Origin of the sequence: Microbacterium terrisoli, from assembly GCF_030866805.1 — a bacterium.
Lineage (GTDB): Bacteria > Actinomycetota > Actinomycetes > Actinomycetales > Microbacteriaceae > Microbacterium > Microbacterium terrisoli.
In genome coordinates this window covers 1,105,552-1,125,103 of the sequence record NZ_CP133019.1, presented here as the reverse complement: position 1 = coordinate 1,125,103, position 19,552 = coordinate 1,105,552, and the positions used below count along the sequence as shown (strand labels likewise).

The window sequence follows — 19,552 nt, the reverse complement described above, 5'->3', positions numbered from 1 at the left end:
GCGTCATGAGCTGGCTCGCCGACGACGAAGACGAAGACGACGAATTCGACGAGTCCGACGTGCGTGTGCGCCCCAACCCGAAGGCGAACCGCCCCCGCACCAAGCGGCGTCCCGCGCACGAAGACGCGCGCATCGCGCGCGTGCTGGGTGTGGACCGCGGCCGATACACCGTCCTGGTCGACGAGGACGGGCCCGACGAGCACACCGCACTGGCGGTGCGGGCCCGCGAGCTGCGACGCACCCCGATCGTCACCGGCGACCTGGCGCGCATCGTCGGAGACGTGACCGGTCAGCAGGGCACGCTCGCGCGCCTCATCGGCATCCAGGACCGCGCCACTCTGCTGCGGCGCAGCGCCGACGACACCGACCAGGTCGAGCGCGTGGTGGTCGCCAACGCCGACCAGATGCTGATCGTGGTGGCCGCCGCCGACCCCGAGCCGCGCGAAAGGCTGGTCGACCGCTACCTGATCGCCGCGTTGGATGCCGGCATCCGCCCGCTGCTGGTGGTGACCAAGACCGACCTGGCCGACCCCACCGCCTTCCTGACCCACTTCGAGGGACTGGACCTGCGCGTGTTCACGAGCGCGCGCGAGGCCATGCCGACAGACGAGATCGGCGCGGCGCTGGTGGGCCATTCCACCGTGTTCGTCGGGCACTCGGGCGTCGGCAAGTCCACTCTCGTCAACGCGCTGGTACCCGACGCCGGTCGTGCCACGGGGCGTGTGAACCGGGTGACCGGGCGTGGCCGGCACACCTCGAGCTCGACGGTGTCGCTGCGCTACCGGTCGCCGGACGGAGCGGGCTGGGTCATCGACACCCCGGGGGTGCGCTCGTTCGGGCTGGGGCACGTCGATCCCGCACGCATCCTCGACGCGTTCACCGACCTCGCCGAGGTCGCCGAGGAGTGTCCGCGCGGCTGCACACACCTGCCCGATGCCCCCGACTGCGCGATCATCGAGGCCGTCGAATCCGGACGGCTGGGCGCGGGCGCAGCCGGTCGCCTGGACTCTCTGCAACGGCTGCTGACGACATTCGCCGAGCACTCAGCCCGGTGATCGACGGTGCCGACCTACGGCACTGATCCGCGGCACTGATCCGCGGCACTGAGACAGCTACAGACACGGCCGCCCGCGGCGAGATGCCCACCGTGTTCAGCGCCGTAGGCTGAGAGCATGACCCAGTTGCAGACCGGTGACACCGCGCCCGACTTCACCCTCACCGACCAGGACGGCGGCGACGTCTCGCTGCATGACCTGCGCGGGAGCAAGGTCGTGCTGTACTTCTACCCCGCGGCGATGACGCCCGGTTGCACGACCGAGGCGTGCGATTTCCGCGACAGCCTGTCGTCGCTGAAGTCGGCCGGCTACACGGTGCTCGGCGTCTCGCGGGATGAAGCGGCGAAGCTCCGCGAGTTCCGCGACCGCGACCACCTGACCTTCCCGCTGCTGAGCGACCCCGACCACGCGGTGCACGACGCGTACGGCGCGTGGGGCGAGAAGATGAACTACGGCAAGAAGATCGAAGGAGTGCTGCGCTCGACCTTCGCCATCGATGAGACGGGCACGATCACCATCGCGCAGTACAACGTGAAGGCGACCGGACACGTCGCCCGGCTGCGCACGGCCCTCGGCCTGGACTGAGAGGCCCCTGGGCCGCCCCGGACCGGCGCGGCTCCGTTCTCATCCGCCGCAGCTCAGTGCTTGTCGTCGTCCGCCTCGTGCTGCTCGCGCTGCTCCCGACCGCTTCGGCGAACCTCCACCACCAGCGGCACAAGGCCGATCAGACCCGCGGCGGCCAACGCCAGACCGATCAGCGGGTGCGCGTAGGCGCCGGTGACCGCCCCCAGAGCGATCGCGAGGATCAGCAGCTGGGTCACGACGCCGCCGCTGCGCGCCCACATCGCCCCGCGTGCCACGCCGACGGCGAAGGCACCGATCGCCGCCGCGCCGATCACGGTCAGCACGATCAGTGCGATGGCGCTGGCCACCGACTCGACGTCGCCTGCCAGCAAGGCGAGCACCTGCCAGATCGCCAGGGCCAGCACACCGACCGCATCGATGGCCAGAACCGCGGCGGCGACCCGCCGGGCGGGGTTTGTTCGTGGACCTGACAATGTAAAGAAAACCCTTGATTCGTATGCGGCGCTATGGAAGCATGTAACGAGTTGTGTGCTCCCACAGCGGCGTGGGGCGAGCGCTTCTGCTCGCACGACCTCCAGGCTATCGGAACCCGAAACCACCCTGGCGCAACCCCCACACGACGTGACACACTCTCAGTCAAGGAGCACCCCCATGGATTGGCGCGACAAAGCCGCATGCCTCACTGTCGACCCCGAGCTGTTCTTCCCCGTGGGGAACACCGGACCTGCAGTCGATCAGATCGAGAAGGCGAAGGCTGTGTGTGCGCGGTGCACCGTCACCGAGATCTGCCTGCAGTACGCCCTCGAGACCGGCCAGGACTCGGGCGTCTGGGGCGGCCTGTCCGAAGATGAGCGACGCGCGCTCAAGCGCCGCGCCGCTCGCGCGCGTCGCGCATCCTGAGGCTCTCGCCTCGCGGCGCCGCTGCGCGCCGCGACGCGCCTGATCATTCCTCGTCGAGGTCGATGTAGCGCAGCGGGATCTCGATGGTGACCTCGGTGCCCTGACCTTCCATGGTGTGCCAGTCGATCGATCCGCCGAGCTCCCCCTGGATGAGCGTGCGAACGATCTGCGTCCCCAGGCCCCGGCCGACCTGCCCCTCGGGCAGACCCACGCCGTTGTCGCGCACACGCACCTCGAGCATCTGATCGGTGCGCTCGGTGACGATCTCGACGTCGCCTTCCTTGCCGGCCAGACCGTGTTCGACGGCGTTGGTGACCAGCTCGGTCAGGGCCAGGGCGAGCGGAGTGGCGTATTCGCTGGGCAGCGTGCCGAACTTTCCCGTGGTGCGCGTGTGCGCATGGGTGTTGGGCGCGGCCGCGACCTCGGCGACGAGCTTGAGCACCGCCTGGAACACCTCGTCGAAATCGACGTTCTGTGCGAGGCCCTGCGCGAGTGTGTCGTGTACCACGGCGATCGCCGAGACGCGACGCATCGCCTGAGTGAGGGCGTCACGCGCTTCGTCGGAGTGCGTGCGACGCGCCTGGATGCGCAGCAGCGATGCCACCGTCTGCAGGTTGTTCTTCACCCGGTGGTGGATCTCACGGATCGTCGCGTCCTTGGTGATCAGCTCCTGCTCCTGGTGCCGCATCTCGGTGACGTCTCGGCAGAGCACCACGGCACCGATGCGCGTGCCGTGGTCGCGCAGCGGGATCGTGCGCAGCGAGATCGTGACCCCGTTCGCTTCGAGATCCGCACGCCAGGGCGCGCGCCCGGTCACCACCAGCGGCAGCGACTCGTCGAACTGCCGCTTTTCGGGAAGGATGCCGGTGACCACCTCGACCAGCGACTGGCCCTCCAGCTCGTCTTCGAATCCGAGCCGGTTGAACGCCGACAGCGCGTTCGGGCTCGCGAACGTCGCCATGCCGTCCACGTCGAGGCGGATGAGTCCGTCCGACGCGCGCGGAGCGCCCCGTCGAGGGCCGGTGGGCGCCGACAAGTCGGGGAAATCCCCGGCCGAGATCATGCCGAACAGGTCGTCAGCGCAGTCGTTGAACGTGATCTGCTGCCTTGAGGGCGTCCGCGCCTCGCCGAGGTTGGTGTGTCGGGTCAGCACGCCGATCACCGCGGCCTTCTCGCCGACGCGTGCGTGCTCGCGCACGATCGGCACAGCCCGCACGCGGGTCGGGGTCTCTTCGAACCAGTCCGGCGACGCGGAATCGACGATCTGCCCGCCGATGAAGGCGGAGCGCACCTGCGCGCGCCACTGCGGCCGCAGGCGCTCGCCCACGATGTCGCGATAGAACAGCGTCGCCGCTCCCCCGGGACGAGTGTGCGTCACGGCGACGAAGGAGTCGTCGGCGGTCGGCACCCACATCACGATGTCGGCGAACGCCATGTCGGCCAGCAGCTGACAGTCGCCGGCGAGACGGTGCAGCCATTCGACGTCGGCGGCGTCGGACAGGCCCTGGGCGTAGACGATATCGGTGAGGGTCGGCACGCTGATCAGCCTACGATGCAGCGGCCCCTTGCGACGCCACCGCTCGTGCCCGTCGCTTCGCGAACCGCGCGGGATGCCGCGGCGCGGGCGGCGCGATCGCTTCGGCCGCGAGCCTGCGCACGGCGAGGGTCAGCGGTGCCTTCGGTGCGACCTCGGCGACCGGTCGGGCAGCCAGAAGCGCGGAATCGACACTGCGCGGGTCCTGCGGCACGAACCACACTTCACGGATCCCCGCGAACCGTTCCAGCGTGCGCCGCACCTGTCCCCGGGCGTCGACGCCCAGCGTGCCCGGGCGCAGACGGTTGGCCACCACCGTGATCGGCGTCGCCCCCACCGTCGCACGCAGCTCGGCGTGCGCGCGCAGAAAGCGGGCGACGCCCAGCGGGTCGGCGGCGACCACCGCGACGATCTGGTCGGCCGCGCGCAGGGCTGCCAGCGTCGCAGCGTTGCGCCGCGGCCCGTCGGTCAGGTCGCTGACGATCTCTTCGTCGCGTTCGAGGCTGGATGCCACATCCACGACGGTGTGGTCGGCCCAGTGCCTGCACGCTGCCAGCGCCGCGCCCACCCGCCGCTCGCTCAGCTCAGGCCAGCGCGAGGGGCGATTGATGCCGGTGAGCACATCGATCTGCCCATCGCCGATCGGCACCGGTCGGCTGATGCGCGTCAGCTCTGCGGCATCCAATCCGCCGCGCTCGGCACTGCGGCACGCGGCGGGAAAGCCCGGCCCCTCATCGGCCAGCCCGAGCAGCAGAGCGAGCGACGGCGCGTGCGCATCGGCGTCGGCCAGACACACCTGGCGCCTGCCGCGGCTGAGCTCCGCGGCCAGCTCCACGGCGAGGGTCGACCGACCGGGAGCGCCGGCCGCACCCCACACCGCCACCACACGCGCACCGCGCGCACCGACATCGGCCGGTGCCGTCTGCGGCGCGGGTCCCGGCGACGCCTGCAGCGCGTCGGCGATCACCCAGGCTTCGGCGTCGACGGCCAGCACCGGCGCGAGACCGAATGCCGCCGCCAGTCGTGCTTCGCTGTCCCCTGCGCACAGCGGAAGGATGCGGGTGCCCGCACGGTCGCACGAGGCGACCAGGCCTGCGTCCAGCGTGTGCCGCATCACTTCCAGCACGAGGGTGTGCACCCGGCCGGCACGTGCGAGAGCGTCGGCGGCCTGGACCGCGGTGACTGTCTCGACCACCTCGACGCCCAAGCGGGCCAGCCCGGTGGCGATCCGGGCGCCACGCGGTTCGTCGGCGGCCACGATCACCGTCGGCGGCGGGGTCACGACGTCACTCCCGCTGTATCGACCGGCCGCGGCGCGGGCACCCTCATCGTGCGGCTCCGGTCGGCACGATCGACAGCGCCGCCTGCGCCGAGATGGCCTCGAGCGTGGATGCGACGTCGGCACGTTCGATCCTCAGTTCGATCGCCGCCGCCCCCGCCCCGAGCATCGAGTCGTCACGCTGCACGGAGACCACCGTCGCCCGAGGAATCAGCACGCGGGGCGTGGCGAACACCCCGCGCTCGGTCTGCGCGGCCGACCAGAGTTCGACGACGGTTCCGGCACGTACGGCGCTGGGGACATCGGCGCTGGAGTGCACGACGACGCTGGTCAGGCTCGACTGCGCGGCGGGCACGGTGGCCGACGCCGGGACGAGCTCGCCGGCCTGCACGGTGCGGGTGGCCACAGCATCCGACAACGCGGCACCCGGCGCGAGATACCTCTCACGGGCCGCACCCAACGCGACCTCGACGACGGTCAGATCCGACGAGGTCACCGCCTGACCGGGCACGAGAGTGTGCGCTGCGGCATAGACGGGCGAGGTCTGCCGCGACAGCGTCACCACCGCCCAGACGCCGCCGATCGCGGCCACGATCAGCACGATGCCGAGCAGGAAGCGGGCGTCGGTCCAGAACACACGCCGCCGAGGACGTACGGAGGGACGGGCGTCCGGCGGGGCGGAGAAGCTGCCGAGTGCGCTCATGGAACCATCGTCGCGCATCGCGCGCAGGGGCATCGGAAGTTATCCACAGGGTGGATTCGCAGGGCCATCGACGGCACTTGCTGGCCATAATTGACGCATGCCCGAAACGTCCGTACCCGACGCACGTCTCGTCGCCCCCTCCGAGGTCGCCGAGGCTCTCGGCATCACCGTCGATGAGGTGATCGCCCTGGCCATCGACGGCCGGCTGCGGGGCGTGCGCGTCGGCCGCCCGCCGCAGTGGCGGATCGCCGAAGACAGTGTGATCGCCTACCTCGACGAGCAGACGGAAGAGACCCGCCGCATGGCGCTGTGGCGGCAGTCGAACGCCGCGAGCTTTCCCGAGCTGTGGGGCACCGGAACGGTGCGCCGGCCCGACTGACGGCACGACCCGACTGCCGGCACGACCCGACTGCCACGGCGAAGCCCGCCCGTTGCGGCGGTGTCAGACGTCGAAGTACATCCGCTCGAGCCGCACGGCCTCGACGGCGGCCAACGGGATCATCCGCATGCCGGACACGGCACCGGCCCGGCGAGGCTCGGCGCCGTCGTGCAGCGCGAGATCGAGATGGTCCGCCAGGGCACGATCGATCGTGCCGGTCAGCGTCCGTCCGTCGCACAGCTGCACGGCCACCGGCATCCTGCGCCGCGCGACATCGCGCAGCACGAAGCCCAGTGTCATCCGTTCGCGCAGCGTGGTCGGCGCCGCCGTGGCCGCATCCGCGCGTGCGCTGCGCAGAAGGTCGGGCTGCGGCATCCCGAACGACACCACCGCCGCCAGTGGCAGCAGGGCGACGCCGGCGCGTTCGTCGGGCGCGATGACGCCGACCCAGTCCGCCCCGACCGCCCCCAGCCGCCCGCGCACACCGGCCCCCGCGAGCAGCTCGACCGAGATCTGCGGGCCGTCGACTGTGCACAGCGATCGCAGACGATCGCGCAGACCGAGCCGGGCGAGCCGCAGCCGCTCTGCCTCGGAATCCAGCGCGGCGCGCTCGGCCTCCCACTCGGAGTCGAGCTGATCTTCGAGATCTTCGAAGAATCGGTCCCATCGCACGGTGCGAGAGTACGCGGACATGACGCCGCGCGACGGGTTATCCACAGGTGAGAGGCTTCTCATGAAGCTGAGAGTTGTCTGTGTGCTGTACTGGAGCGGTCCTGACATCCTTCCTCGGTCGCATCCGAGGTGCAGCGAGAGAGGCGATCGGATGACGGTGAGGTCTGCGACGGCGCGACGGCGGCAAGACGAACGAGACCCCGGTGCTCCGCAACGCACGCCGGCCTCGGCTCTGCCCGATCCCGACCCCCTGCTGCGAAATCTCACCCAGGGAGTGCTCGAGGTGCTCGCCGGGGTCCGTGACGTGAACCAGCTGGCACGGTGGATGACCGAGGACGCCTTCCGCTCGCTCGTGACCCGCGCAGGCCTGGCCGCACGGGCCCGCAGCGCACGCGGCGTGGTCGCCACCCGTCCGGTGCACGCGATCCGATCGGTGCACCGCACGGCGCCGACCGCCGATGCGATCGAGGCGGTCGTGATCATCGGCGGGCCCGCGCGCACCCGCGCCGTGGCGATCCGGCTCGAGGGCATGGACCACCGGTGGCGGGCGTCCTCGCTCGCGCTGCTGTGACTACTGCTGCTTGTACGAGACCAAGAAGTTGCCGATGCGCTCGACGGCATCGGCCAGCACTCGCGGCTCAGGCAGCGTCACGATGCGGAAGTGATCGGGCGCAGGCCAGTTGAAGCCGGTGCCCTGCACGACCAGCACGTGCTCGGCGACCAGAAGGTCGTAGACCATCTTGGCGTCGTCGCGGATCTCATACACGTTCGGGTCCAAGTGCGGGAACGCATACAGCGCGCCCTGCGACTTGTAGCAGGTGACGCCGGGGATGGACTCCAGGCCCTTCCAGGCGATGTCGCGCTGCTCGTGCAGCCGCCCCGTGGGGCCGATGAGGGCGTCGATGGACTGCACGCCCGACAGGGCCGCCTGCACCGCGTACTGAGCGGGCACGTTCGGGCACAGCCGGGTGGAGGCCAGCAGGGTGATCCCCTCGAGGAAGCCCTTCGCGTGGCTCTTCGGCCCGGTCACCACCAGCCAGCCGCTGCGGTAGCCGGCTACGCGGTAGGTCTTGGACAGCCCGTTGAACGTCAGGCACAGCAGGTCGGGCGCGAGGGTGGCGAGGCTGATGTGCTCGGCACCGTCGAACAGGATGCGATCGTAGATCTCATCGGCCAGCAGCAGCAGCGAATGCTCCCGGGCGATGTCGACGATGCCCTGCAGCGTCTGGCGCGTGTACACCGACCCGGTGGGGTTGTTCGGGTTGATCACGACGATGGCCTTGGTGTGCTCGGTGATCTTGCTGCGGATGTCGTCCAGGTCAGGCTGCCAGTCGCCGTCGGGGTCGCACCGGTAGTGCACCGGCACCCCGCCGCCGAGACTGGTCATCGCCGTCCACAGCGGGTAGTCCGGCGCGGGTATGAGCACTTCGTCGCCGGTGTCCAGCAGTGCCTGCATGGTCATCGTGATCAGCTCAGACACACCATTGCCGAGGTAGACGTCGTCGGGGTCGAACGTCGGGAAGCCGGGGATCTGCTCGTAGCGCGAGACGACCGCGCGGCGGGCGGGCATGATGCCGCGGCTGTCGCTGTAGCCGTGCGCGTAGGGCACCGCCTCGATCATGTCGCGCACGATCTGGTAGGGCGCATCGAAGCCGAAGATCGCGGGGTTGCCCGTGTTCAGCTTCAGGATCTTGTGCCCGTCTGCCTCCAGCCGGCCGGCCTCCACCAGGGCGGCTCCACGGATCTCGTAGAGGACGTCCTTGAGCTTGGTGGATTGGTCGAGCGGGCGAAGCGGGTTCATCCGTAAAGACTACTGCCGCCGCGCGCCGCCCGATTCGCGTCGGCTACTTGTTGCGCCCGGCCGCGCGACGCTGCGCGCGGTTCTGCGCCGCAGGCTCGGGCGCCTCGGGCGCCGAGGTCGGTTGCCCGAAGGCTCCACGCGCGGCGGGCTGAGCAGGCTGCTGCTGTTGCTGCTGCTGCGCTGCGGCGGCCGCTGCAGCCGCCCGACGCACCCGGTCAGTGGCCGCCTGCTGCACCTGCCCGCGGTCGTTGCGCACCTCGACCTCACCGGCGTCGTTTGCCGCGGAGTACTCCAGGCGCTGGCCGTCCTGAGACGGGGCGGTCAGCCCCTTGGCCTCGACATCCAGCTCGCCTTCGGCCTGGGCACGCACCTCGACCTCGAGGTTGTACAGGTACCCGACGGACTCCTCCTTGATCGAGCCCATCATGGCCTCGAACATCTGGAAGCCCTCGCGCTGGTACTCCACGAGAGGATCACGCTGGGCCATGGCCCGGAGGCCGATGCCGTCCTTCAGGTAGTCCATCTCGTACAGGTGGTCGCGCCAGCGGCGGTCGAGCACCTGCAGCACGACGCGGCGCTCGAGCTCGCGCATGGCCGGCTCGCCCAGAGCGTTCTCGCGCTTCTCGTACGCGATCTTCGCGTCGGAGAGGATCTCGCGCTTCAGGCCGTCGGCGGTGATCCGACCCCGGGTGCCGGCCTCGGCGACCACCTCGTCGATGGTCACGCTGACCGGGTAGAGCGTCTTCAGTTCGCTCCACAGGGCATCGAAGTCCCAGCTCTCGGTGTGACCGATCGACGTGTGCTGCTCGATGATGTCGTTGATGGTGTCTTCGACGAAGCGCTGCACGCGATCGGCGATGTCGTCGCCTTCGAGCATCTGCCGGCGGTCGGCGTAGATCGCCTCACGCTGGCGGTTGAGCACATCGTCGTACTTGAGCACGTTCTTGCGGATCTCGGCGTTGCGCGCCTCGACCTGGGACTGCGCGCTCTTGATCGCCCGCGACACCATCTTCGACTCGATGGCCACGTCGTCGGGGAAGTTCGTGCGGTTCAAGATCGCCTCGGCCGCGCCCGACTGGAACAAGCGCATGAGGTCGTCGGTCAGCGACAGGTAGAACCGGCTCTCACCGGGGTCGCCCTGACGTCCGCTGCGGCCGCGCAGCTGGTTGTCGATGCGACGGGACTCGTGACGCTCGGTGCCCAGCACGTAGAGCCCACCGGTCTTCACGACCTGCTGGGCTTCGACATCCACCCGCTCTTTCATGGCCGCATACACGTCGTCCCAGGCAGCCTCGTACTCCTCGGGCGTGGACTCGGGGTCGAGCCCCTTTGCCTTCATCTCCTGGACGGCCATGAACTCGGCGTTGCCACCGAGCATGATGTCGGTACCACGGCCGGCCATGTTGGTGGCCACCGTCACGGCGCCCAGCCGCCCGGCACGGGCCACGATCTCGGCCTCACGCGCGTTGTTCTTGGCGTTGAGGACCTCGTGCTTGACGCCCTTCTTGGCCAGCAGCCGAGACAGGTACTCGCTCTTCTCGACGCTGATCGTGCCCACCAGCACCGGCTGGCCGTTCGCGTGGCGCGCCGCGATGTCTTCGACGACCTGCTCGAACTTGGCCTGCTCGTTCTTGTAGACGAGGTCAGGCTGGTCCTTGCGGATCATCGGCTTGTTCGTCGGAATCGGCACGACGCCGAGCTGGTACGTCGACATGAACTCGGCCGCCTCGGTCTCGGCGGTACCGGTCATGCCGGCGAGCTTCTCGTACAGGCGGAAGTAGTTCTGCAGCGTGACGGTGGCCAGCGTCTGGTTCTCGGCCTTGACCGGCACTCCCTCTTTGGCCTCGATGGCCTGGTGGATGCCCTCGTTGTAGCGACGGCCGACCAGGATGCGGCCGGTGTGCTCGTCGACGATCATGACCTCGTCGTTCATGACGACGTAGTCGGTGTCGCGCTTGAACAGCGAGTTGGCCTTGATCGAGTTGTTCAGGAACGAGATCAGCGGGGTGTTGGCGGACTCATAGAGGTTGTCGATGCCGAGGTAGTCCTCGACCTTCTCGATGCCCGGCTCGAGCACGCCGACGGTCTTCTTCTTCTCGTCGACCTCGTAGTCCACGCCGGCCTCGAGTGTGCGTGCGACCTTGGCGAACTCGGTGAACCAACGGTTGGCCTCGCCCGAGGACGGACCTGAGATGATCAGCGGGGTGCGCGCCTCATCGATGAGGATCGAGTCGACCTCGTCGACGATGGCGTAGAAGTGGCCGCGCTGGACGAGGTCCTGCTGCTGCCAGGCCATGTTGTCGCGCAGGTAGTCGAATCCGAACTCGTTGTTCGTGCCGTACGTGATGTCGGCGAGGTACTGCTCGCGGCGAACGTCGGGCGTCTGCCCCGAGATGATCGTGCCGGTGGTCATCCCCAGCGCCCGGAAGACACGGCCCATGAGTTCGGACTGGTAGCTGGCGAGGAAGTCGTTGACCGTGATCACGTGTACGCCCTGGCCGGCGATCGCGTTCAGGTACGACGGCAGGGTCGCCACGAGGGTCTTGCCCTCACCGGTCTTCATCTCGGCGATGTTGCCGAGGTGCAGGGCCGCGCCGCCCATGATCTGCACGTCATACGGCCGCTGGCCGAGGGTGCGCTTGGCCGCCTCGCGGACGGCGGCGAAGGCTTCGGGCATCAGTTTGTCGAGCGGCTCGCCGTTGCTGTACCGCTCGCGGAAGTGGGCGGTCTCGTCGCGCAGCTCTTCGTCGGTGAGCGCCGCGTACTCGTCTTCGAGCGCGTTCACCGCTTTGACGACCTGCTGCAGCCGTCGCAGCAGACGGCCTTCACCGGCACGAAGCAGTTTCTCGAGAGGGTTGGCCACGGAGGATCTCCATCTATCGGGTGGTCATGCCGCACAGGTCAGCGCCCGGGCACACCCACCCATGTTATCCACCGCAGACCTTTGAGGGTGCTGGCAGTGAGAGGACGGCGAGCGCCCGTCAGTCGGCGGGCGGATAAACGACGGTGCCGGATGCCGCGGCCTGCCGCGGCTGCAGGCCCGAGACGATCGCGACCACTCCCAACCCGACCAGGCCGACCACCGCGCACAGCGAGGCGAATTGCGACAGTCCGACGAACATGCCGGCCGAGACGCCGCCCGACATCGCCATCGCGGTCGCCCCGATCTGGAAAGCGATCGCCGGCACGATGCACAGCCCCGCAGCGATCAGCGGCACTACACGGAATTCCCGCGGCACGACGCCCCCGCGCCACACCGCGAGAGCGGCGATGACGGCGGCCACTGCCGGGACGAGCGCATCGACCGTGCTCGCGATCATCCACCACGTCGGCGTGGCGGCATTCGGGTCGAAACCGGGGGTGAGCAGCCGCCAGACGATCTGGCTCGCCACCGGCCACAGCGCCAGGACGAACAGCGCGACCACGCCCGACGCGCCGGGCACGGCACGGTCGCGGCCGACCGCGAACAGGATCCACGCCCCCGCGACCAGGATCATGCCCAGCCAGGGCAGCCACCACGTGCCGCCGACGCTGCGCGGCATGAGGCCGAGAAGCGTCCCGACGATCAGCACTCCCCCGGCCCACACCCAGGTGGGCCGGACGATCCGAACGGGACGGGCCGGCGGGGCTGCAGCATCCATGCTCTGACCCTACCGACCACGCAGGCCGTTGCGGGCGGCGCGCGGGGTATGCAGGTGTTGCCGAGTATGCATATACTCGGCAATTACATACTCGACATGCACAAGGAGGCCGGATGTCGGTCAAGCAGAGCCTGCTGGCGATCCTGGATCAGGGTCCCTGCTACGGATATCAGCTGCGCAGCGAATTCGACCGGCGCACCGGCTCGACCTGGCCGCTGAACGTCGGTCAGATCTACAACACGCTCGAGCGCCTCGAGCGCGACGGCCTGGTCGCCAAGGCCGAGACCGACGCCCAGGGGCACGTGTTCTTCGAGATCACCGACGCCGGCCGCGCCGAGGTGCGCGCCTGGCTGGGCTCCCCCGTCCAGCGCGGGAAGGGCACGCGCGACGAGCTCGCGATCAAGCTCGCGCTTGCTGCCACCCTGCCCGGCGTCGATGTGACCGACGTCATCCAGACCCAGCGTCGCGCGTCGCTATCCCAGCTGCAGGAGCTCAACCGCGCCAAGTACGCCGGCGCCGACCCCGAGGGGCCCGAAGAGCTCGCATGGTCGCTCGTGGTCGATTCGATGATCTTCTCGGCCGAGGCCGAAGTGCGCTGGCTCGACCACACCGAGCAGCGGCTGGCGATGCGCCCGCACCGCGCGATGGCGCTGGAGCTGTCGACCGAACTGCCCAAGCGCGGCCGTCCGGTCGCTGCGACCCCGACGGAGAAGGTCCTGTGAGCGAGACGGTCCTGCGGCTGGTCGGCATCACCCCGGCGACGACGGACTCAGCGTCATGGTCGAGTGGGGGCCCGCTCGATCGCGTGACGGCCCGGTCGGCGCGATTCACCAGTTCTCACGCCGAAGCGCCGCGAAACGCGTCGACCGAACGACGGCGCGAAGTTTCAGTCGACGCGTGTGACCGCCCTCAGCGCCGAAAGTCGTGAAACGCGCCGACTCAACGCTCCGACACGACTGCACGCGGGGTGGAGAAGGCGGTGACACCGGCGGGCGCCGCCGATGGATGCCGCGGCCTGTGGACAACCGCAACGGGCGAACCGCCGACCGTGCCACAGTATGTGCATGCCGGCCGACGACCTGCCCACAGCGCTGGGCGCCGCGTTCAGCGTGAGCGCTGCGCGGCGCGCAGGCGTGAGCCGTTCGCGGCTGCGCCGACGCGATGTGCGGACCACGTTCCACGGCGCCCGTGCCGTGTCGGGCGCCTCGCTCGTACCCGACGCCGCAGCCGATGCAGGTCGCGCATATCCGCGCAGCGCCGAGGCGACGCGCATCCACGAGAGGGCCGCGCAGTACGCCCCGGTGATGAAGGACGGCGCCTTCTTCTCGGGGGTCACGGCGGCGGTCTTGTGGGATGCCCCGATCCCGGCACGCAAGTTCCGCTCCTTCGACGATCAACCGCCCGAGATCGATCCCGACGTGCTCGAGGTTGCCGTCCACTGGCCGAAGCGGGCACCGCGGACGACCGGAATCAGGGGCCGTGCCGTGCGGATCGGACTCGCGAACGCGACCCGGCATCCGGTGTCGAAACTGCTCCTGGCCAGCCCCGCATCGACCTGGGCGACGCTCGCACCGGTGCTGCGGCATCCGTACGACCTGATCGCCGTGGCCGACCACTTCGTGCACAGAACGCGTCCGCCGCACAGCGTGCCGAACAGGCGCGTTCCGCTTCCGCTGTCATCGATCGCGCAGCTGGCCGCCGCGATGAACGCCGGTCGACGCGAAGGTGTCGCCCTGCTGCGTGCGGCGCTGCCGCGGGTGCGCACCGGGGCTGCGTCGCGCACCGAGACCTGGACACGGCTCACCCTGGTCGACGGCGGACTTCCCGAACCCATGCTCGATCACGATGTCTTCGACAGCGTGCGCCGCTTTCTCGCGCGAGTCGACATGGCGTATCCGCAATGGAAGATCGCGATCGAATACGAGGGCGCTCATCACAACACCGACGAACGGTGGGAGGCGGACATCGACCGTTACGCGCAGCTCGAGGCAGAAGGTTGGATCATCATCCGCGTCACGCACACGATGCTGTTCGTCACCCCCGACACGCTCGTCGAGCGCGTGCGCGACGCCATCGCTCGCCGCACGCGCTGACACGCGCCGCGGTCGGCCGCCGCACTGTCGTCGGCGGACTTCAGTCGGCGCGTCTTGCCGACCGGCCGGCAGAAGTTCGTAAAACGCGTCGACTCAAGGATCGCTGGCCGCGTTCGGTCGGCGCGATGTGCGGGTTCGCCCACGCGCAGTTGTAAAACGCGTCGACTGAGGACCGGCCGAGGGGCGGAGGCCCAGGGGCGGAGGCCGAGGGGCGAAGCCCGTCCGACATCGTCGTGGGCGCGTTTCGACCCGCAGCGCCCGCTACTTCGTCACGTCGAAGATCCCGTGGGCGCCGCGCTCGGCGTCGACCATGAAATGCGACACGAACGGATAGTGCCCGGCCTCGAGGAAGGCGAGCTCCACGAACCCGCCCTGCGCGGGCATGAGCCCGAGCGCCTGTGAGCCGGTGTCGACGGCGTGCTTGATGAGGTACCGCCCCTCCGACCACACGGTGTCGAACTGGCCGCCCACGACGTGGAAGCTCGTCGCCCTGTCGATGCCGGCATCCAGCACCCAGATGCGCACGCGCTCTCCGACCTTCGCCGTCAGCGGGGCGTGGTCGTACTGGTTCGCGTAGCCGTTGAAGACGACCAGGTCCGGCCTCTCTTCGTCGACCTTGGTCAGGTCGACCGAGCCGCCGTCGTGCGAGCCGAGGTAGAACTCGGACTGCACGATCACGTACGTCTTGGCCACCGGCGCGAGGTCGGGCGGGTCGATGACCACCGCGCCGTACATGCCGTTGGCGATGTGCGCAGTCATCGGCATGGTCGAGCAGTGGTACATCCAGATACCCGAGCGGTTCGCCGTGAACGTGTAGGTCAGGCTCTCGCCGGGCGCGATCGTGCGCATCGGCTTGTCGGGCGCCAGCTCTCCCGCATGGAAGTCGATCGAATGCCCCATCGTGCCGTTGTTCACGAGCGTGACGACGAAGGTGTCGCCCACCCGCCCATGCAGCACAGGCCCTGGCGCCGTGCCGTTGTAGACCCACAGCGTCTGGGTGACCCCGGGCGCGACCTCGATCTTCTTGTCGGTGATGTCCAGCGTGACCCGCCGGGTGACGGGGCCGGATGCCGGGGGCAAGGGCGCAAGTTCCGCCTTGTACGGCTGGAACCCGGGTCCGGGCTGAGCGCTCAGATCGATGCCGCTGCTGCCGTGGTCCATGCCCGGCATGTCCATGCCCGGCATGTCCATGCCCGGCATCGTCGCGGTCGAGGACGGCGTGGGCGCCGGGGCGGCAGACCCCGACGTCTTCACCGTCATGACCATGCCCAGCTGGCGGTGCCCGATGATCGAGCACCAGCCGTCGAGCGTGCCCGAGATCACGCCGACGTCGATCAGCTCGCTTTCGCCGGGCGAGATGCGGGGGCCGGCGACGCCGTTGGCGAACACCAGGTCGTGCACCATCGACGGATCGGTGTTCTTCAGCTCGATCTTCAGGTGGGTGCCTGCGGGAACGGTGATCGTGCTGGGGCTGAACCGGTAGTTCGCGGCGGTGACCGTCACGGTCTTGACCGGCGCGTCACTGGGTGCTGTCACCGGAGCGCTCCAGCCCAACGCGACCGGGTCGATCGCCGCGGTCACGGCCACTGCCAGCACGACGGCCAGCAGGCCCGCCACCGCCTGACCCGCGCGGTGAGGCTTCGCGCCCTCGGGCATGATCGGCCCGTGCGGCCGGGTGCCGGCGGCCATGTCGGCCTTCGTCTTGGCCAGGGCCGCGCCCGAGCGCTTGGCCGCTGCCTGCGCACGCATGCCGACGAGCATGAAGTACAGGAACGACGCCATCGCGACGAAGTAGAGAAGGGAGGCCACGACCCGCATCAGGCTCGAGACCGGCAGCGCGCACACGAGCAGGGCGGCGTTGGCGGTCGCGATGCGGAACGAGCCGCCGCGGTCGAAGGCCGCCGTGCCCACGCGCACGGGAGTGGGCCCGCCCCCGACCACGACCGGGATCAGGTAGCTGAGCGCACCCACCAGCACCTGGGCGGCGAATCCGGCGGCAAGGAACGGGATGACCGCAGCGACGGCATCCTGCGCCTTCGCGAAGCCGGACCCGTCGACGATGCCGACGAAGGCTGCCACGACCAGTGCGACCACGCACCCCGCCCACCACACGAACGCCATGCCGACCGAGAGGGCCGAGAACGTGCGCGGCGGCGCGCTGCGGGCGGCGCGCCACAGCGACACGGCGATGATGCCCAGACCCGTGACGTAGGCGAGAAGGCCCAGCGCGAGTCCGGGCAGCCATCCGCCCGCTGCCCCCGCCGCGGCCACCAGCACACCCCCGGCGAGCACCGGCAGCGCCCGGGCGGCGCCCTGTGCGGCCTTCTCGTCGGCGCGTGTGCGCAGAATCGTGGGCCACAGCGTGACGATCGTGCCGGCCACGGTCAGCCCGATCCAGCCGAGCACGTTCAGCAGCGCATGGGCCAGCACGAGCGTGCCCGCGCTGTTGTCGTGCGCGAGCCAGGCGCCCAGCGCGGCGCCGATCGGCAGGATCGCAGCGGCGACGATGTAGTAGCGCAGGGTGCGCCCGAACCGGCCCGGCAGACGTCCGCGCGAGCGGGCGTACAGGCTGACACCGTGCCAGATGACGCCCGCGATCAGGGCCGCGGCACCGACGAGCGTGATGGCCCACACGGCCGTCGTGACGCCGATGATGACCAGCGCGGCTCCCCCGTTGGTCAGCCCCAGGCGCACCGACTGCCGCCGCCGATCGCGGACGGTGGGCGCGGTGCGCAGCAGCGCATAGGAGAAGTACTGGCTCCACACCAGGATCGCGTGCGTGACCGCGCCCAGCAGCAGCAGATGCAGCATGAGCCAGGTGGCGACGCCGTGGGGCAGCAGCTGATGGAACAGCACCGCCAGCGCGACGAGGATCAGCCACAGCAGGGTCGGGATGTCGCGGATCACCCAGAACCCGCGGTTCGGTGCCTTGTCGTCGGGCGACGGGCGGGTGGCCGTGCCGCCAGCAGGCTGCTTCGGCGAGCCGGCGGGATCGTGTGCGGAACCCTCCGGCGACGTCGGGGCGTTCATTCGTCTCCTTCGGAGGCCGACGGCGCGGCCGGTTCGTGGATCGGCGCAGAGGCGGAAACAGTGCCGGATGCCGCGGATGTGGTCGTGCGGGCAGCCCCGGTCTTCTTGACCGGAGCTGCGTTCTTGCGCGTCGGGCCGAGCACGGCGCTGGTGACGGCGACGATCACGAACGCCAGCAGCGCGATGACGCCCAGCACGCCGCCGACCTGCCATCCGAGCGGAAGGCCGAGAGCGTCGCCGACCCACAGTCGCACGACGAGGCTGAGCTGCAGGATGGCCGCCGGAACCCAGAACGCGGGGCGGTACGGCAGGGCGATGTGCAGCACGGCGGGCAGGATCGTGGTGGCGTGGGCCATGATCATCGAGATCGTGTAGCCGAGGAAGACGGCGTGCACGACGGCGTCGTATGCGGGCTGGGCGGTCGGGCTGCCGAACAGCAGCGCGACGGCGGCCACCGCCAGCCAGACGTACCCCGACAGGATGCAGGCGGCCATGTAGCGCGCCGCGCCCTTCGCACGGATCGTGCGGCGGGCGATGTCGTGCACGACCAGCCACGAGACCAGCCCCGCCAGGGCCAGGCCCAGTGCAATGGCCCCGGCATCCGGGAAGGGCACTCCGATCAGCAGCGCGATCACGATCGTCCATGCGTGCACGAGCAATCGCACGCCGGCGTGCGGGCCCATCGTGATGCGCGCGAGCTCCACGCGCTCGGCGGCGATGGTGAGCACGACGAAGCCGATGAGCCACGGCAGCACCTGCTCCATCGTCGGCTGGTTCAGCCAGATCACCGCTCCCGCGCAGCCGAGGGCCGCTCCCAGCAGCTGCACCAGCAGCGGCTCGTCGAACTGGCGGTGCCACAGCGGGATGTAGACCAGGGTGAACGCCAGGGTGCCGGCCACCAGAATCACCTTGGCCACGATCAGCGGCACGGGGTCTGCCAGCAGGGCGATGCCGCCCGCGCCCAGCAGCGCCGGTGCGAAGAACCCGTACCACCGCCCGAGCGCGGTGGCGCGCTCCAACGAGATGAGCGTCCCGACGAACCCGAGCACCATGAGCATGCCGTGCACGTCGGGCAGCCGCGCCGCGGTGACCGGAGCCCCGACGCCCAGCAGCAGCAGTGCGGCGTCAAGACCGGCCAGCAGCGACAGGCCGGCGGGAAGGATCCAGAGCAGGCGCCATGACGGGCGCCGCGCGGCCGTCACCGGCGTGCTCGCAGTTCCAGCGTGCACTCGCTGGGACCGGTGAACGGATGCAGGCGGCTGAAGGCCTCTTCGCCGCGCGCGGCCAGGACGCCGTCGATCATGCCCTGGTGCACGGCGCAGACGATGTCGGGATGCCGCGTCGCGGCCTCGATCAGCGGGCAGCGACGCAGCAGCACGTCGTCGCCGGTGTCCTGTGGGGCGAAACCCTGTTCGCGCATGGCCTCGATCACGGCCTCACGGCCCGACGCCTCGCTGTGGTGGGTCGCGGCGATCTCATCGCCCCACGCCCGACCGGCATCCCGCGCCCGACCGATGGGGTCGTCGCTGGATCGGGCCAGCGAGTCGGCGAGCGCCGTGGCCAGGCCTGCGTAAGGGTTCTGCATCGCCTGACTGTTCGCGCGCCACCGCCATGCGGGCCGGCCCCGCCCTTCGGCGGGGTGGGCTTCACGCCGCACGTATCCGTCGGTGCGCAACTGCTCGAGGTGGCCGCGGATCGTGTTCTCGTGCAGCCCGGTCGCCTCGCTCAGGGCGGCCGTCGACACCGGCGACGCCTGCGCCTCGACCATGCGCAGCACCATCTCGCGGGTCGAGGAGTATCGGCGGCCGCTCGCCGAGATCCGGCGGCGGCCCCCCACGATCTGCGCCGAGGTATTTTCCACGGGATCCAGTGTAATAAAC

At 69.8% G+C, this 19,552-nt stretch carries 18 protein-coding genes; 7 read left to right on the top strand and 11 right to left on the bottom strand.

Annotation, left to right across the window (positions count from 1 at the left end):
* The first annotated feature begins 5 nt into the window (after positions 1–5).
* Complete coding sequence (gene rsgA / locus QU603_RS04615) at positions 6–1,055, top strand: ribosome small subunit-dependent GTPase A (RefSeq protein WP_308493941.1); 1,050 nt, start codon at positions 6–8, stop codon at positions 1,053–1,055.
* Between the two features lie 117 nt (positions 1,056–1,172).
* Positions 1,173–1,640 (top strand): thioredoxin-dependent thiol peroxidase, encoded by a 468-nt coding sequence (bcp, locus tag QU603_RS04610; protein WP_308493320.1) that lies wholly within the window; start codon positions 1,173–1,175, stop codon positions 1,638–1,640.
* Between the two features lie 53 nt (positions 1,641–1,693).
* Here bcp and QU603_RS04605 read toward each other — a convergent pair whose 3' ends face one another.
* The gene (locus QU603_RS04605) at positions 1,694–2,113 is read right to left on the bottom strand and encodes a histidine kinase (protein WP_308493319.1); all 420 of its coding nucleotides are present in this window, start codon (positions 2,111–2,113) and stop codon (positions 1,694–1,696) included.
* 178 nt (positions 2,114–2,291) lie between these two features.
* On the opposite strand from QU603_RS04605, the gene QU603_RS04600 reads away from it, so the two are divergent.
* Complete coding sequence (locus tag QU603_RS04600; protein ID WP_039397845.1) at positions 2,292–2,540, top strand: WhiB family transcriptional regulator; 249 nt, start codon at positions 2,292–2,294, stop codon at positions 2,538–2,540.
* 43 nt (positions 2,541–2,583) lie between these two features.
* Here QU603_RS04600 and QU603_RS04595 read toward each other — a convergent pair whose 3' ends face one another.
* From QU603_RS04595 to QU603_RS04585, 3 genes are read right to left on the bottom strand one after another with little or no spacing between them, the layout of a single operon-like run.
* Entirely contained in the window at positions 2,584–4,077 is a 1,494-nt protein-coding gene (locus QU603_RS04595; protein WP_308493318.1) for a sensor histidine kinase, read from the bottom strand.
* Positions 4,078–4,087: 10 nt separating this feature from the next.
* Positions 4,088–5,356 (bottom strand): CpaE/TadZ family protein, encoded by a 1,269-nt coding sequence (locus tag QU603_RS04590; RefSeq protein WP_308493317.1) that lies wholly within the window; start codon positions 5,354–5,356, stop codon positions 4,088–4,090.
* Between the two features lie 43 nt (positions 5,357–5,399).
* On the bottom strand, positions 5,400–6,056 hold the full coding sequence (locus tag QU603_RS04585; protein ID WP_308493316.1) for an SAF domain-containing protein: 657 nt from the start codon (positions 6,054–6,056) through the stop codon (positions 5,400–5,402).
* Positions 6,057–6,153: 97 nt separating this feature from the next.
* On the opposite strand from QU603_RS04585, the gene QU603_RS04580 reads away from it, so the two are divergent.
* Positions 6,154–6,435: a helix-turn-helix domain-containing protein gene (locus tag QU603_RS04580; RefSeq protein ID WP_308493315.1), complete on the top strand. Its 282-nt coding sequence runs from the start codon at positions 6,154–6,156 to the stop codon at positions 6,433–6,435.
* A 63-nt stretch (positions 6,436–6,498) separates the two neighbouring features.
* On the opposite strand, the gene QU603_RS04575 is transcribed toward QU603_RS04580, so the two are convergent.
* On the bottom strand, positions 6,499–7,107 hold the full coding sequence (locus QU603_RS04575; RefSeq protein WP_308493314.1) for a hypothetical protein: 609 nt from the start codon (positions 7,105–7,107) through the stop codon (positions 6,499–6,501).
* A gap of 151 nt (positions 7,108–7,258) precedes the next feature.
* Here QU603_RS04575 and QU603_RS04570 point away from each other — a divergent pair, with 151 nt between their 5' ends.
* The gene (locus QU603_RS04570; protein ID WP_308493313.1) at positions 7,259–7,678 is read left to right on the top strand and encodes an Rv3235 family protein; all 420 of its coding nucleotides are present in this window, start codon (positions 7,259–7,261) and stop codon (positions 7,676–7,678) included.
* On the opposite strand, the gene QU603_RS04565 is transcribed toward QU603_RS04570, so the two are convergent.
* The 3 genes from QU603_RS04565 to QU603_RS04555 all read right to left on the bottom strand — a co-directional run bounded on the left by QU603_RS04565 (position 7,679) and on the right by QU603_RS04555 (position 12,549).
* A complete protein-coding gene (locus QU603_RS04565; protein WP_308493312.1) occupies positions 7,679–8,908 on the bottom strand; it encodes a pyridoxal phosphate-dependent aminotransferase in 1,230 nt (409 codons plus the stop codon). It lies immediately after the preceding gene.
* Positions 8,909–8,951: 43 nt separating this feature from the next.
* Positions 8,952–11,771, bottom strand: coding sequence for a preprotein translocase subunit SecA (gene secA, locus QU603_RS04560; RefSeq protein ID WP_308493311.1), 2,820 nt, complete (start codon positions 11,769–11,771; stop codon positions 8,952–8,954).
* A gap of 118 nt (positions 11,772–11,889) precedes the next feature.
* On the bottom strand, positions 11,890–12,549 hold the full coding sequence (locus tag QU603_RS04555) for a hypothetical protein (RefSeq protein WP_308493310.1): 660 nt from the start codon (positions 12,547–12,549) through the stop codon (positions 11,890–11,892).
* A gap of 113 nt (positions 12,550–12,662) precedes the next feature.
* On the opposite strand from QU603_RS04555, the gene QU603_RS04550 reads away from it, so the two are divergent.
* Both QU603_RS04550 and QU603_RS04545 read left to right on the top strand, forming a co-directional pair.
* A complete protein-coding gene (locus QU603_RS04550) occupies positions 12,663–13,271 on the top strand; it encodes a PadR family transcriptional regulator (protein ID WP_308493309.1) in 609 nt (202 codons plus the stop codon).
* 342 nt (positions 13,272–13,613) lie between these two features.
* Positions 13,614–14,642: an endonuclease domain-containing protein gene (locus QU603_RS04545; RefSeq protein WP_308493308.1), complete on the top strand. Its 1,029-nt coding sequence runs from the start codon at positions 13,614–13,616 to the stop codon at positions 14,640–14,642.
* A 261-nt stretch (positions 14,643–14,903) separates the two neighbouring features.
* Here the strand turns inward: QU603_RS04545 and QU603_RS04540 are convergent, their stop codons facing one another.
* From QU603_RS04540 to QU603_RS04530, 3 genes are read right to left on the bottom strand one after another with little or no spacing between them, the layout of a single operon-like run.
* Complete coding sequence (locus QU603_RS04540) at positions 14,904–17,672, bottom strand: multicopper oxidase domain-containing protein (protein WP_308493307.1); 2,769 nt, start codon at positions 17,670–17,672, stop codon at positions 14,904–14,906.
* Complete coding sequence (locus tag QU603_RS04535; RefSeq protein ID WP_308493306.1) at positions 17,669–18,874, bottom strand: DUF8744 domain-containing protein; 1,206 nt, start codon at positions 18,872–18,874, stop codon at positions 17,669–17,671. The genes QU603_RS04540 and QU603_RS04535 overlap by 4 nt, the downstream gene beginning before the upstream one ends.
* A complete protein-coding gene (locus QU603_RS04530; protein WP_308493305.1) occupies positions 18,871–19,533 on the bottom strand; it encodes a helix-turn-helix transcriptional regulator in 663 nt (220 codons plus the stop codon). Before QU603_RS04530 ends, QU603_RS04535 begins: the two co-directional genes overlap by 4 nt.
* Positions 19,534–19,552 lie beyond the last annotated feature (19 nt).

What these genes read in the sequence shown, in the direction of transcription:
- rsgA (WP_308493941.1), top strand. Translation starts at nt 6, where the DNA reads ATGAGCTGGCTCGCCGACGACGAAGACGAAGACGACGAATTCGACGAG.
- bcp (WP_308493320.1), top strand. Translation starts at nt 1,173, where the DNA reads ATGACCCAGTTGCAGACCGGTGACACCGCGCCCGACTTCACCCTCACC.
- QU603_RS04600 (WP_039397845.1), top strand. Translation starts at nt 2,292, where the DNA reads ATGGATTGGCGCGACAAAGCCGCATGCCTCACTGTCGACCCCGAGCTG.
- QU603_RS04585 (WP_308493316.1), bottom strand. Translation starts at nt 6,056, where the DNA reads ATGAGCGCACTCGGCAGCTTCTCCGCCCCGCCGGACGCCCGTCCCTCC.
- QU603_RS04580 (WP_308493315.1), top strand. Translation starts at nt 6,154, where the DNA reads ATGCCCGAAACGTCCGTACCCGACGCACGTCTCGTCGCCCCCTCCGAG.
- QU603_RS04570 (WP_308493313.1), top strand. Translation starts at nt 7,259, where the DNA reads ATGACGGTGAGGTCTGCGACGGCGCGACGGCGGCAAGACGAACGAGAC.
- QU603_RS04565 (WP_308493312.1), bottom strand. Translation starts at nt 8,908, where the DNA reads ATGAACCCGCTTCGCCCGCTCGACCAATCCACCAAGCTCAAGGACGTC.
- QU603_RS04555 (WP_308493310.1), bottom strand. Translation starts at nt 12,549, where the DNA reads ATGGATGCTGCAGCCCCGCCGGCCCGTCCCGTTCGGATCGTCCGGCCC.
- QU603_RS04550 (WP_308493309.1), top strand. Translation starts at nt 12,663, where the DNA reads ATGTCGGTCAAGCAGAGCCTGCTGGCGATCCTGGATCAGGGTCCCTGC.
- QU603_RS04545 (WP_308493308.1), top strand. Translation starts at nt 13,614, where the DNA reads ATGCCGGCCGACGACCTGCCCACAGCGCTGGGCGCCGCGTTCAGCGTG.
- QU603_RS04540 (WP_308493307.1), bottom strand. Translation starts at nt 17,672, where the DNA reads ATGAACGCCCCGACGTCGCCGGAGGGTTCCGCACACGATCCCGCCGGC.